This is a genomic window from Pseudoalteromonas sp. SG41-2 (assembly GCF_014164535.1).
Lineage (GTDB): Bacteria > Pseudomonadota > Gammaproteobacteria > Enterobacterales > Alteromonadaceae > Pseudoalteromonas > Pseudoalteromonas rhizosphaerae.
Genome location: NZ_JACJFK010000023.1, coordinates 25,456 through 40,114 on the forward strand (window position 1 = coordinate 25,456; position 14,659 = coordinate 40,114).

A 14,659-nucleotide genomic window follows, 5' to 3' on the forward strand; every position below is an offset into this window, starting at 1 on the left:
AAATACCACCTTGAAAATTTCTAATCCATAATTCGTAGTTATTGTTTCTTATTGAAATAAACTCATTTACAAATGAAAATATGCAGCCGCAATTTGCAGGCTGATCTGGACAACAAAGACTGTTAATATAACCCTCAAAATAACACTAAGATGATATTTATGAAAGTCACCGCAATTTATCCTGGCACCTTTGATCCATTAACCAATGGACACACAGATCTGATCCAGCGGGCAGCTAAAATGTTTGATACTGTAATTGTTGCAGTTGCTCACAATCCTAGTAAAAAACCCTGCTTTAGCCTGGATGAGCGGGTAGCAATTGCCAATAGTTTACTCACTCATTTAGATAACGTCAGTGTTATTGGCTTTTCTGGATTACTAGCTGATTTAGCACGCGATCATAGTGCGAATGTACTGATCCGCGGTATTCGTGCGGTGTCTGACTTTGATTATGAGTTTCAGCTTGCCAATATGAATCGTCGTTTAAATCCTGATTTAGAGAGTGTTTTTTTAACCCCAGCTGAAAAGAACTCATTTATCTCTTCAACCCTAGTTAAAGAAGTCGCGCGTCATAAAGGCGATGTCAGTGAGTTTGTACACCCTATTGTAGTAAAAGCATTACAGGAAAAGTTACACGGATGAAGTTAAATATCTATTTAAGCACCCTTGTTGTGATTGCCACACCCGCGTTTGCATCACCTTGGATTGAAAGTGACGACCCTTTATTACGAGCCTCAATTGAGATGCTCTTTAACCAAGGCGTGATTAAACAACCGATCAATAGTTATCCCTTGATGTGGCAAGGTATTGCCAGAGATTTAAATACAATTGAAAGCAGCAGTTTATCAACACAAAGTCGATTTGCTTATCAACACGTAAAACATGCCTTAGAGAACGCTAAACAAGGCAGTAGCTCTGGTGTGAGGCTTAACTACAATAGTGAGCCGGCTTTGCAACAAAGCTTTGGCAAACGCGATCAACAAAAAAGTGGCATTAATAGCTATGGCTCTATCACTGGCGACCGTGTTAGCGCCAAAGTTAGTGTTAATTACGCTGATCAGCCACTTGATGATGAACACATAAACTATCATGGCAGCTACTTAGCAGTATTAATGGGCAATTGGTCTGTTAGCGCCGAACAAGTAAGCCATTGGTGGGGGCCAGGTAACGACAATGCATTGCTACTGTCGAATAATGCCGCACCAATGAAAGGGCTAAGAATTAACCGTGCTAACACCCAATATGTAGGCCCAAGCTGGCTATCATTCATTGGTAACTGGCAGTTGACTGGTATTTACGCAAAACAAAAACCACATTTAAGTAATGATGAAAAAGGTGACTACTGGGCTATGCGCTTTGCCAGCACACCACTACCAGGGCTTGAGGTTGCATTTAGTACCGCAAGTTCAGACTATTTAACCAGCACAGAAATAGCCCCCAATTCGCTCGAACTAATAACAAATAAGCAACGCTTAACCAGTTTAGATGCTAAGTACTCAACCAGCATAGCCAATCAACCGATTGCTTTTTATACTGAGCTAATGGGAAAAAATGACAGTGGCTTAACGCCAAGTGATGCTTTTTATACAATTGGCGTTGAGAGCTTTTTTGGCGGCCAAGAGCAATTACTAAAAACCTATTTTGAATATTCAAATACGCAACAAGATTGTACAGCCCAACTTAGTTGTGAAGATACTAATGAAGCATTTATTAATTATGCCCAAGCCTATAATCATAAAGATCGGTTAATTGGCTCTGCAACACCACAGCAAAGTAAATCAGCAGTATTAGGTGCGCATTATCATACTATGAACGGTTATGGCGGCTATGCGAAGTTACGTTGGTTTAAAACTGACATCACCAACTTAACCCAAGTCACCGAAACGTTTGAACGCTTACAATTAGAGCTTGGTTATCAGCAGGCTATTTTTAGTGGTTTATGGAAGATCAGCGGCTCAGTGTATAAAGACGAACTTGCTAACGAGTCTGATACCAACAGCGCATTAAAAACCAGCTGGGAATACCGGTTTTAAGTTTTCGAAACAAAGGCCTGATTTTTATTTAGGCCCTTGATTATCCTAGCTTTTTGTAATAATTTGCTTAAGCCTAAAAAATCTTTATTTATAGCTAAGGCTGTTATCATTATCACATCGCATATATTGACACCAAAAGAATAAACTGACCAAAGCCACCAAGGCTCAGAATTTAAACGCACATAGATATCGCAATAAATTGCGGCAATTAAAATCGCATTTAAGATAAGCCCACACATAATATAGCAATTAACTGGAGAGGGGCTAATCTTTTGATATCTGATCAACAATCCAATGCATGTAAGAGTAAGCAAATCGTATATAAACCAGTTCAAATAAATTGAATACACTAAATATAAGAGCTCGCTCGTTATATAAGAAACGGCCATTATAAATGAAAGTATTACTATGCTTTTATTGGGGTTATTTATGTACAGTACCCAATTTAATAAAAAGACCATTAAGAATCCCCACTCGATAAATACACCGATGTACGGACCAACTACGTCATTTATAAACATAGGCTAAATGGAGTGTTTTATGTGATGTGTTTTAAATAATGCTTTAATTGCATTTTTAAGCCTAATTAAACCTAAAATGTCACGATCGACAATCAAGGCTACTATCATTGTAAAATCAATGATATTTACACCAAAAGAGTATATGTCCCAAAGAATCCAATAAGTTGAATTTTCATAAACCTGAACATCTAAATACACAGAAACAAACAATAGGATATTTATAGACAAACCGCAGACAAGATAAATAAATGACGGTGTAGAGTTCTTTATAACGAGATAGCATCCCGCCAAACATAGTAATGTCATAAAATCATATAATGCCCAATGCATATATGTGACTGCAGTAGAAGATAGCCATGTAAAGAAATGATCCCCTGCCATATAGGAGATCATCATAATAAATGAACTGATTAACAGCGTAGTTTTTCTTTTAACATCTATAGAGTATATAAAGATATTAAAAAAAAATGCCATTAAAAACCCCCAAGCACTCAATGCAGAAAGGGAGAAAAAACCAAATTGTTCAGTTAAAAACATTTCACTCCTATTGAGGCCTTTTATCTCGAGGAAGCATCACCCCACCACCGCGCTGGATTTCAGCTTCACCTTTAGCCGCTAGTAAGGCTTCATTAGATATAGACACTGTATCAGATTGTAGGGTTTTATTACTAGCGCTTTGTTCAAGTGCTGGCTTTGATTGTTGCATATTATTGTATGCTTGCATTTGTAATTGGCTGTTAGCTGTAACTTGCATAAGATTAATCCTTTCAATAAATGTTGAATAAATGACTTATTAAATAAGCCACTGTTTTTAACGCTCTGATAACTGCTTGGCGCTTTTAAAGATGAACTCACGCTGAGCCATCTTACATCTAGTAATAAGCAATTACTGATCCAACATTTAAAAAAAACGATCTTTTTTGATCTTTTATTTGCTACAGCGCATCCCACACAACAGGTCATACCAGATATGATAAGGCATAAAAAAACGCACAGGGATAACCGTACGTTTTTTATATCCAGGGATTTTAAGCTACATTTTTACACGGGATCTCCGCGTTCCGACTTTGCTTCAAAATAAATTCCATCGCGACTTCGTCACAATTGTCTCTGCGCAAACACAGTTCACAATCTTTCATCACCTTTTCCGGTAAGCTGTCTTTAGTACAGAATGTGAAACCTTGTTTTTCAAAGAAATCAGGTACTCGCGTCAAAACAATGATGCGATTGAGTGCCAATTTTTTGGCTTTAACTAATAAATGTTCAACTAACTGACGACCTTGCCCAGTAATACCGGTTTCAGGATCTATCCCTAAAGAACGAATTTCAGCAAGACCAGTATCATAAATATACAGTGATGCGCAGCCCGCGACTTCTCCAGCAACTTCGGTAACCGCAAACTCATTGATTGAATGTACCATGTCGCTTTTAGCACGCGGTAAATTTTCACCTACCGTAGCCCAGTGCTGGATCAATTTCGCAATTGACTCTACATCGTCAAGATTAGCGTCACGAACTGTTATTTGCTGTTTTTTTTTGGCATCTTTAACTGCAACTGTAACTTGCTCTAAAGATGTACCACCTAGTGCTTGGCGCGCTTTTATACATGCGTCTATCTCTAGTACAGCATATACGTCCTGTGCAAAAATACTATGCACCGATTGGAATTGTTCTAAACTTAAATCTTCTAAGTTATTCCCTTGTGCGATAGCCATTTGTACCAACACACCAACAATATGATGACCTTCCCTAAAAGGGATCCCTTTGGCGACTAAATAGTCAGCAAGCTCTGTAGCGTTGGAGTGCCCGCCTTTCGCAGCAGCTAGCGTTCGCTCGCCATTTACTTTTATACCTTTGATACACGCTTGCGCCATATGAATACAAGCTAGCCACGTTGGCATGGCATCAAATAAGCCTTCTTTATCTTCTTGCATATCTTTATTATAAGCAAGTGGCAGTGCTTTTAACGTCATCATCATGGCACTAAAGGCACCAAATACACGCCCTGTTTTGCCGCGAATAAGCTCTAGCGCATCGGGATTCTTCTTTTGTGGCATCAATGATGAACCAGAGGTGACATTATCTGCTAACTCAATGAAACCCGCTTCACCCGAATTATAAAAGATCAAATCTTCTGACATACGCGATAAATGGATCATAGAGATTGATGCACAGCTTAATAGCTCAACCACAAAGTCACGATCTGATACGGCATCTAAACTATTTTTAGTCGCAGCGGTAAAACCTAACCCCACGGCAAGTGCTTGCCGATCAATTGGGTACGCAGTACCGGCAAGTGCCCCACTGCCCAAAGGGCAAAAATTCATTCGCGCTTTAGCATCTGCTAAACGGCTTTCATCACGTTCGATCATTTCCACGTAAGCCATACACCAATGACTAAACAACAATGGCTGAGCACGTTGTAAATGGGTATAACCAGGTAAGATAGTGCCCAGCTCACGTTCAGCTAAAGCGATAAACTCACCTTTTAACTGACCAAGCGCCGTAAGTATGTGAGCGGCGGTATCACGACACCATAAGCGAAAGTCAGTAGCGACCTGATCGTTACGACTACGTCCGGTGTGTAATTTTTTAGCTAAGTCCCCCACTTTTTCGATCAATGCAGCTTCAACATGTGAGTGAATATCTTCAGCTCCTGACGTTGCCACTGCTTGTGGATCAGCTTTTACTTCGTCGAGTAATTCATATAATGCAGCGACTAACTTTTTGTGTTCGTCACTACTTAATACGTCAACCTGCTTAAGGGCACCTGCCCACGCTACAGAGCCAACTATATCTTGCTCTGCGAGTTGATAATCGAAGGGAAGTGAGTCGTTAAATTGTTTAAACGCCTCATCTGGACCCGTAGAAAAACGTCCGCCCCATAATGCCATGAAATCTCTCCAAACCCTGAAACTGCCCCGCCTTATTGTTACGGGGCTGTAGTAAAATTACTTCTTCGCTAGTGCTGAAATTCTGCTTGAAAGCGAGAATAAACGAATAAAGCCTTCAGCATGCGATTGGTCGTAAACATCATCTGCACCAAACGTTGCAAAATCTTCGCTGTATAAGCTATTAGGTGATTTTTTCTGAACCGCTGTTACCTGGCCTTTATAAAGCTTAAGAATAACTTCGCCAGTAGCAACTGTTGATAACGCTTCTGCGCCCGCTAAGATTGAATCTTTAAGTGGTGTAAACCAACGACCGTCATAGACTAAATGTGAAAACTCGCCGCCCAGTACTTCTTTCCATTTGCGGCTTGCTTTATCAAGTACTAACTCATCAATCGCTTGTAATGCCGCCATGATTACTGTGCCACCAGGGGTTTCATAACAACCACGGGATTTCATGCCCACTAAACGGTTTTCAACGATATCAACCCGACCAACACCATGTGGGGATGCAATATCATTAAGTTTAACTAGACAATCATACGGTTTAAGCTGCTCGCCATTGACAGCAACAACTTCACCTTCAACCACGTTTAAGGTAACAAATTCAGGCTCATTGGGTGCTTGCTCTGGTGAGTTAGTCCAAGTCCACACTTGCTCACTTGGTTGGCACCACGGATCTTCAAGCTCGCCACCTTCATGAGAAATATGCCATGCGTTTGCATCACGGCTGTAGATTTTAGTTGCCGATGCAGAACATGGAATATTACGCTCTGCCAAGTAATCAAGTAATGACTCACGGCTTGATAAGTCCCACTCACGCCATGGCGCAATAACTTGAAGATCAGGCGCAAGGGCCGCAAAACAAGATTCAAAGCGCACTTGGTCATTACCTTTACCAGTACAACCATGAGAAAGTGCATCAGCACCTACTTTACGAGCAATCTCAACTTGCGCTTTAGCAATAATAGGACGTGCCATTGACGTACCTAATAAATAAGTACCTTCGTAAATTGAACCGGTTTTTAACGTTGGGTAAATATAATCACTTACCATTTCGTCTTTTAAGTCAACTACATAACATTCAGACGCACCAGATGCGATCGCTTTTGCTTCAACGCCTTCAAGTTCTTCAGCACCTTGACCTACATCGGCAACAAACGCGATAACTTCACAACCGTAGTTTTCTTTTAACCATGGCACGATGGCTGACGTATCTAAACCACCAGAATAGGCTAATACAACTTTTTTAATAGAACTCATTGGTGATACCTTACACAAAATTTGGATTTAATAATGAAACAAGCAATGCGTTTTGCGCATGCATACGGTTTTCTGCTTGTTGTATAATTTTTGACGCCGGACCATCCATTACCTCAGAAGTAATTTCAAATTCACGGTGTGCTGGCTGGCAATGCAGTACAGTGTCAGCCCCAGTCTGTTTAAGCAACGCCGCATTTAATTGATACGGCATGTACTTTTCTTTTACTTGTTCAAGTGGCGTATCATCGCCCATTGATACCCATGTATCGGCATACACTGCGTTAGCGCCTACAGCCGCTTCAACACGATCACTCACCATCACTGATGCACCATTCATTGCGGCAATTTGCTCAGCCTGCTTTAAAATTTGCGAGTCTGGTGAACTGCCTTTAGGGCATACGGCAACAAAATCTGTGCCTAAAGTAGCCGCAAGTAACATCAGCGAATGCGTTACGTTGTTGCCTTCACCTAAATAAGCTAATTTTAGCTGGCTTACATCGCCATATACTTCTTGCAGTGTTAGAAAGTCAGCAAGTGCTTGGCATGGATGATATAAATCGCACAAACTGTTGACCACAGGTACGCTTGAAAATTCAGCAAGTGTGGTTAATGTTTTATGCTGATATACCCGCGCCACAATACCGTCAGCCCAACTGGCAATGTTCAATGCAAAGTCTTTTACTGATTCACGTGCGCCCATGGCGCCATTTTGTGAATCAAGATACACCGCATGTCCACCTAACTTATTAATACCTATATCAAATGATAAACGCGTACGTAAGCTTGGTTTTTCAAATAAAGTAACCACCGATTTGCCAGCCAGTGCTTGACTAAAATCAGCTGGGTTAGCTTTAATTTTTTGCGCTAAGTTAAGTAATTTAAGTGCGCCTTGTTGGTCTAACTCTAGACCCGATAAAAAATGATTAAACATATAAAACCTATGGTGTAATTTTTGTTCCGACGTGCTTACCCGCGAGTAGAGCAATTAAGTTTTCTGGCTTTTGCCAGCTCGAAATGTAAACGCCACGTCGTAAGTGCTGGGCAGCAAGAAGGCTGGTCTTTACTTTGACCTCCATCCCACCCAAAATTACTCCTTCTGCAATTAAAGTATTGATCTGGTTTGTGTCAAGTTGATGTAACGGCTGTTTATTTGCATCAAGTACAGCTTCTACATCAGTCATAAAAATAATTTCCGCATTAAGCTCTTTAGCTATTGCCGCCGCCGCTTCATCAGCGTTTACGTTATACCAAAGGCCATCTTCACCAAAGCCGATAGAGCTGACCAGAGGTAAACGACCAAGTTTTAATAACTCCGGTATCACACTTTGCACACCGCCGTCACAATTACCAACTTGACCAAGCGCTTTGAGTTTTTGTGACGAAATAATGCCCGCTTCGTATAAACTAAGCCCGACGGGTTTATGACCTGCGATAATTGCTTGGCTCATTAATTGTTTATTAGCACACCCAGCAAGCGCGCCAACAATATAAGGCATTTGCTCTTTTGGACTGATGCGTAAACCTTGATGTTTCGCACTAGCAAAACCAGCCTCAGTCAACCAATTATCAACTAGTGAACCGCCACCATGAACGATGACAAATTGTGCTTGAGTTTGCGATGCAAGCGCCTCAAATAACGCTTTAGCCGCGTCTTCTGTATTGAGTACTGCACCACCGAGTTTAATGACCCATGTTTGCATTACTAACTACCCTTTTAAACCTGTATTATGGGCAATACCCATGGCTAAATTAATGCACTGCAATGCTTGCCCTGCAGCACCTTTTAATAAGTTATCAATAGCTGCCATCACAATTAGCTGCGTACCTTGCTGCTGCCATGCAATATCAACGTAAGGCTGCTTTGCAACTCCTTTTATTGATGGCATCTTATTACCAAGCAATCTGATCAGTGGCTCATCAGCAAGCACTTGATAAGCTTGTGTAACTTGCTCTGGTGTAACTCCAGGTTTCAATTGCACATAAATAGTTTCTAAAATACCGCGTGGAAAATTACCTAAATGCGGCGTAAATAGCACCTTGTGACCTAAATGCTGCTCAATCTCAGGACTGTGTCTATGATTAAACAATCCATAAGGTGCTAACGACACTTCACAAAAATGCGTGGCTACACTAGCTTTACGCCCCGCACCGGTTACACCCGATACAGCATTAATAATAATGGTTTGCTCGGCTAATAAGCCGGCTTGTTGCAATGGTTTTAACGCATTCAGCGCTGCTGTTGGATAGCAACCAGCCACAGCGACTAACTGCGCCTTGGCGATTGCTTCACTATTCCATTCAGCCAATCCGTAAGCCGCTTCACTTAGTAATTCCGTATGTTGATGCGCAAAACCATAATAGGTTTGATAATCTTCATTACTGCTTAAACGGTAGCCACCCGATAAATCAAATACTTTTTTGCCCATGCTTAAAAAACGTGGCGCTAAGTCAACACTCACTTTATGATCAGTACACAAACATACAAAATCGGCCGACTTTTCAATATCGTTATAAGCGCTATCACTAAGAGGCAATAAAGGAGAATCAAGCAAACCTAAATGCTCAGGATACAAGTCACTTAATAATTTACCCTTATCTAAGCTTTGCTCAGATACATAGCAACCAGCTAAGGTTAATTGCGGGTGTTTTACTACCAAACTTGCTAATTCTGCGCCGCTATAGCCACTTGCGCCAATAATCACTACTTTCATTCGTTACTCTTTTTGGTTTTTTGTTACTACATATATATTCAAATCGGGTTTAACAGTGCATAAAACACTATTTTATGAATGAAATCTGGTTATCGTCGTTTTATATTCATTGCGTCGCTTTAATATATTTATGCTTAAAAAGTGAATTGATATTCATCATAAATACTTTTATATTGTTATGCAATTAGATTGAATACTTATTTTGGATTTTTTTATGTCATTACCGTCTTTTTTATCTATGTATCAGCAATTGATTGCTGCACCTTCAATTAGTGCCATGGATGAGTCATTGTCTATGAGCAATAAAGGGGTGATTGATTTATTAGCTACTTGGTGTACAAGTCTTGGATTTGAATGTGAAATTACTGAGTTGTCGGGCCCTAAAGGTCGTTTTAACTTACTCGCAAAACGTGGCCAGGGAGATGGTGGTTTAATGCTTGCCGGTCATACCGATACAGTCCCATTTGATGATAGTCGTTGGAACTATAATCCGTTTAAATTAAGTGAAGATAACAATAAATTATATGGTTTAGGTAGTATTGATATGAAAGGGTTTTTCGCTTTTGTATTGCAATCAATCAGTGAACTAGATGAGAATATTCAAACACAGCCAATTTTGATTCTAGCTACTGCCGACGAAGAAACCACCATGGCCGGTGCACAGCAAGTTTGTCAGCATAAAAACTTAAAGCCAGCTCGGTGTATTATTGGTGAACCTACTGATATGACACCTGTTTTCACACATAAAGGACATATGAGCAGCGCGATTCGCGTAGTCGGTCGTTCCGGACATAGCTCTGATCCTGAACGTGGTTTAAATGCCATTGAAGTGATGCATAAAGTTATTGCAAAACTGTTAACTTTAAAAGAGCAATTAAAGAATAAATATGCAGTTGAGCATTTTGTTATTCCTTACCCTACTTTAAATCTAGGACACATTCATGGTGGCGATAATGCAAATCGCATATGTGGCTGCTGTGAAATGCATATTGATATGCGCCCTTTACCGGGTCTAAGTGTGCAAGAACTGCAAATGATGCTGTTAAAAATAGCTACAGAGATCAATAACCAATATCCAGATTCAGTCAGTGTAATGGATATGCACGAGCCAATCCCCGCATTTACCGGCAGTACTGATTCGGCATTAGTTAAACTGGCAGAAAAAATATCAGGAGAGCAAGCAGTTGCAGTGAACTACTGTACTGAAGCGCCATTTATTCAACAATTGGGTTGTGAAACGATTGTGATGGGACCGGGTTCAATTAATCAGGCTCACCAACCCGATGAATTTTTGGCGATGGAAAAAATTAAACCATCTCAACATATTATCACTGAAATGATCAGAACATCGTGTTTTAGCTAACAAAGAAAGTGCTGCTTGCGTTATCCCCACGCAACCTGGGAATAACGCAACTGTTACTGCTCAGTCCATGTATTTCTTAAGATATTTCTTAAATACAGGATCTGTTTTAGCCAGCTCTTTTTGCTCAGCAAGTATATCTTTTAAAATACTCTCTGATGTCAGCGGATTTGCAAGTACGACTCGAAATACCACTGTAGGTTGATGATCATACTGCGCGGGAGTTAAACGGGTACGGGACACAAATGAACGACCGGCTTCACGTTGGCGTTTTTGCATACTGGCAGTAAAACGATTTAACGAGGCAAAGATATCCAAACGCGTTTGTTCATCTGCTTGAGCTATTTTTTGTTTTATCTGTTTTGGCACATAACGGTATGTCAGTAAACATAACTCAGGTTCTGAGATCAGCTCAAAGTCATCATCTGCTTTCACTAAATCAGCAAAGTAACGGGCTTTTTCAATTCCTTTATCTATTAAGATTTCGTAGCCTTTACGGCCAATAACGCGTAAGCAAGCATGCACTAACATAGCCATACCAGGACGACTACCTTCAAGTGTGTGGCTGCCTAAATCTTTAGAGCCTTTACGTAAAATATATTCTGCATGATGTTCTATAGCATCCGTAGCTGTAGGATCTTTAAATAGCACTAACCCAGCGCCCATTGGCACATACATTTGTTTATGAGCATCGATGGTAATTGAATCTGCTCGCTCAATACCTTTTAGTAACGAGCGGTATGTACTAGAAAGCAGCGTAGCTCCTCCCCATGCTGCATCTACATGAAAATGGCAGTTGAGTTCAGCGCTTAAATCAGCCATAGCATCAAGAGGATCAATATTGCCAGTTTCAGTCGTGCCGGCTACCCCAACAATCGCCATCACTTTTATACCTTGCGCTGCTAGCTCATGGGCTTTGGCGCGCATTGCATCAACATCAACCTTATTGTTATCTGCAGTTTTAATGGCAATAAAGTTATCACGACCAATGCCAAGTAAATCAGCTGATTTTCCTAGCGAGTAATGGCCACGTTCAGAAATAAGTACTGCAAGGCCTTTATATCCATAATGCAACATGGCACTGATCAAACCTTGTGAACCAATCCCTTTAAATTCGCCGTCCGCTTTCAGTAAGCGATTACGAGCAATCCACAATGCGGTAATATTGGCGATTGTGCCACCCGAACAAAACGCACCTAGCGACGTTTTCGCACTGTGCATCCATTTGCTATAAAAACTGTCATCTTGCCCGTATGCCAAATGATGCATCATACCAAGCACTTGGCGCTCAAGTGGAGTAAATGCTTTGGAGGTTTCTATTTTTACTAAGTTTTGATTAAGACCAACCATCAACTTAGAAAGTGGCAATACAAAATGCGGTAATGCTGACGTCATGTGCCCAATAAAGCTTGGCGCAGCGGTATGCACTGAATGAGCGACAAGTTGCTCCATAATATCTTGCGCATAAGCAGATACAAAAGTCGGATCTTCTGGGATTGCTGCCGATTGAAAATCTTTTTCAATCTCATGCAATGGCTTTTCAATTGCCGCTATGTTCTCATTCAAAAAACCTGCTAAATTGCTCGAGATCTCAAGTTCGATTTTACTCAAAGTTGAGTCTGGTGCTTCAGGCACAGTAAATATACGCATCAGAGTTTCTTTAGAGGCGACGGCACAACGCTTTTGATCCATCTTTATACCCAGTAAATGTAGCTTTGTTTAGCTGAAGATCCATCTCTAGGAACTCCATTACTAATAACGCCAAAACTACAATGATTCCACGAAATGCGTTAACTCTACTGTAATAGAGTTGAAATGTCTCGTATAAAGCCACAAAAGTAGCCAATTGCATGACAAATTAATGATAATTTGATTAATATTTATCATTCAAATAACTAACTATATTTTTATAGGCGATACAGCCTTTTTTTGTATAATAGAAGGGCTAATAAATCAAGGAAGAGCATGATAAATACAAATTTACGGACAAATTGGATAATCGCGGGTTTCATGCTGTTTTTTATCAGTTTATTGAGCTACATCTATTACACCTACAACAGCACTCGTAACGATATTATGCACAGCGTTGATACTCGATTACTCAATGCGGCATTAAGCGTTAAGCATATGCTTGGTGATGAATACCATCAAAAAATCAATGCAGGCCAATATATATCATCAACCGAATACCAACAAAAAAGCCGGCAACTTTCAGAGTTTGCTAATGCGTTAAATATCGCTTATGTATATGCCATGGTTTTAAAAGACGGTAATGTACATTTTAGTGCATCGAGTTACACTCAGAACGATCAAAATACCGGTAAAATCACCCAATTACTCGATCTATACCCTGAAGCAACTGCCGCTAATATTGGCGCGTTTTATTCAACAGAGCCAGTGTTTGAAATTTCAAAAGATCAATGGGGGCATTTTAAAACAATTTTTGTCCCTTTTGTCGATGCCAATGGAGTCACCTATTTAACTGGGGCCGATATCACCATATACGATCTCAATCAGCGATTAGCGCAAAGTGTATCTAAAGCTGCGGGCATGGCTATGTTTTTCTTTTTTATTGCTCTGTTGGTTGCCGGTATTTATGTGTATTTATTGAAACGTGCGATTTCAACCGATACCAGTAGTGGCTTTGCCAATCATATTGCACTTGAATATTATATTAAAAACTCCCCTAATCATCATCTGCAACTTGCTGTTATTTGGGTAAATGAAGTTGAAGATATAAGCAGTTTTTATGGTACAGAAGTAGGCGACCGCGTTATGAAAAACTTGTTGCAACACTTCAAAAAGCGCCGCCCTGCGGGTAGCCAGATGTTTCGTCTAACGACCAACAAAATAGTCCTCATCGCTCCTTTTGGTAAAGATAATGCAGGTTTTCTCGAGGTGATCCAAGCTTATAATTGCAGTACCCCATTACTTACCGACCCTTTTATATACATCACCTTGTGCGCAGGCATCGCCAGTGGCAATAAATCAATGTTACTTGAAAATGCTCATATTGCCGCATTACAAGCCAAACAAGGTCGCCGCACTGTGATTAATTACTCAAGCGCACTCCATGATGTAAAAAACCAATATCAGTACAATGTAGCAATGGCAAAAGAAGTGCGTGAAGCATTTGAGAACAATAGAATTGTGCCTTATTTTCAGGCAATTTATGATAATGAAACGAATGCCATTATTCAGTATGAATGTTTGGCTCGCATGATCACCTGTCACGGGGAAGTCCTAAAACCAGAATCATTCTTAGATGTCGTTAATCGCTCTCGCATGGATGGAATGCTCACCCGCACAATGCTCACACAATGCTTTGCACGATTTAGAAAAACCAGTACGTGCTGGAGCATCAATATCACAGCCCAAGATATGCTTGACCCAAGCCTTGCTGAATTTTTAGAAAACGAATTTAAACGCTATCCACTACCGAGTAATATCACCCTAGAACTATTGGAAACCGAAGCTATCGCAAATTTTTCTGAGGTAAAAGCATTTATAACCATGGTTAAAAATCGTGGTGTACGGGTAATAATTGATGATTTTGGTACAGGTTATTCGAATATATCTAATGTACTAAAATTAGAAGTAGATGGCATTAAGCTTGATGGTAGTTTGATCAAGCAAATTATCAACGATAAAGATATTTATTTATATATTGAGCATATTGCCAGCTTTGCTAAGCAACTCAACTTACAGCTAATTGCTGAGCATGTAGAGAGTAAGCCTATCGCCAACGCGCTTAAAAAAGCTAATGTGACACTAATGCAAGGCTATTACTTTGCCGAGCCTGTGCCACATATTACTGCAAATAAAAACCAACCGTATCCAATCTCTTAACCTAAACTCAGGTTAAGAGATTTACGAAAAC

The 14,659-nt window shown here is 40.2% G+C and carries 12 protein-coding genes; 4 read left to right on the forward strand and 8 right to left on the reverse strand.

From position 1 onward, the window contains the following. The first annotated feature begins 159 nt into the window (after positions 1 to 159). Both coaD and H5186_RS16865 read left to right on the forward strand, forming a co-directional pair. Positions 160 to 642: a pantetheine-phosphate adenylyltransferase gene (gene coaD / locus H5186_RS16860; RefSeq protein WP_145235133.1), complete on the forward strand. Its 483-nt coding sequence runs from the start codon at positions 160 to 162 to the stop codon at positions 640 to 642. After that, entirely contained in the window at positions 639 to 2,033 is a 1,395-nt protein-coding gene (locus H5186_RS16865; RefSeq protein ID WP_182784754.1) for a capsule assembly Wzi family protein, read from the forward strand. Before coaD ends, H5186_RS16865 begins: the two co-directional genes overlap by 4 nt. A gap of 524 nt (positions 2,034 to 2,557) precedes the next feature. Here H5186_RS16865 and H5186_RS16870 read toward each other — a convergent pair. From H5186_RS16870 to argC, 7 genes are all read right to left on the reverse strand, one after another. Continuing rightward, the gene (locus H5186_RS16870; RefSeq protein WP_182794712.1) at positions 2,558 to 3,091 is read right to left on the reverse strand and encodes a hypothetical protein; all 534 of its coding nucleotides are present in this window, start codon (positions 3,089 to 3,091) and stop codon (positions 2,558 to 2,560) included. Between the two features lie 7 nt (positions 3,092 to 3,098). Further along, a complete protein-coding gene (locus H5186_RS16875) occupies positions 3,099 to 3,308 on the reverse strand; it encodes a hypothetical protein (protein ID WP_149981379.1) in 210 nt (69 codons plus the stop codon). 274 nt (positions 3,309 to 3,582) lie between these two features. Next, positions 3,583 to 5,448: an argininosuccinate lyase gene (gene argH, locus H5186_RS16880; protein ID WP_149981380.1), complete on the reverse strand. Its 1,866-nt coding sequence runs from the start codon at positions 5,446 to 5,448 to the stop codon at positions 3,583 to 3,585. 57 nt (positions 5,449 to 5,505) lie between these two features. Continuing rightward, positions 5,506 to 6,708, reverse strand: a complete 1,203-nt coding sequence (locus H5186_RS16885; protein ID WP_182735354.1) for an argininosuccinate synthase — start codon at positions 6,706 to 6,708, stop codon at positions 5,506 to 5,508. 10 nt (positions 6,709 to 6,718) lie between these two features. Next, positions 6,719 to 7,639, reverse strand: a complete 921-nt coding sequence (locus tag H5186_RS16890; protein ID WP_145235120.1) for an ornithine carbamoyltransferase — start codon at positions 7,637 to 7,639, stop codon at positions 6,719 to 6,721. Positions 7,640 to 7,646: 7 nt separating this feature from the next. Continuing rightward, entirely contained in the window at positions 7,647 to 8,408 is a 762-nt protein-coding gene (argB, locus tag H5186_RS16895; RefSeq protein ID WP_182794713.1) for an acetylglutamate kinase, read from the reverse strand. Between the two features lie 6 nt (positions 8,409 to 8,414). Next, entirely contained in the window at positions 8,415 to 9,419 is a 1,005-nt protein-coding gene (gene argC, locus H5186_RS16900) for an N-acetyl-gamma-glutamyl-phosphate reductase (RefSeq protein WP_182758416.1), read from the reverse strand. Positions 9,420 to 9,633: 214 nt separating this feature from the next. On the opposite strand from argC, the gene argE reads away from it, so the two are divergent. Beyond that, entirely contained in the window at positions 9,634 to 10,782 is a 1,149-nt protein-coding gene (gene argE / locus H5186_RS16905; protein ID WP_145235114.1) for an acetylornithine deacetylase, read from the forward strand. Positions 10,783 to 10,842: 60 nt separating this feature from the next. Here argE and panP read toward each other — a convergent pair whose 3' ends face one another. Continuing rightward, positions 10,843 to 12,471: a pyridoxal-dependent aspartate 1-decarboxylase PanP gene (gene panP / locus H5186_RS16910; protein WP_182735357.1), complete on the reverse strand. Its 1,629-nt coding sequence runs from the start codon at positions 12,469 to 12,471 to the stop codon at positions 10,843 to 10,845. A gap of 273 nt (positions 12,472 to 12,744) precedes the next feature. On the opposite strand from panP, the gene H5186_RS16915 reads away from it, so the two are divergent. Further along, positions 12,745 to 14,628: a bifunctional diguanylate cyclase/phosphodiesterase gene (locus H5186_RS16915; RefSeq protein WP_182718379.1), complete on the forward strand. Its 1,884-nt coding sequence runs from the start codon at positions 12,745 to 12,747 to the stop codon at positions 14,626 to 14,628. Positions 14,629 to 14,659 lie beyond the last annotated feature (31 nt).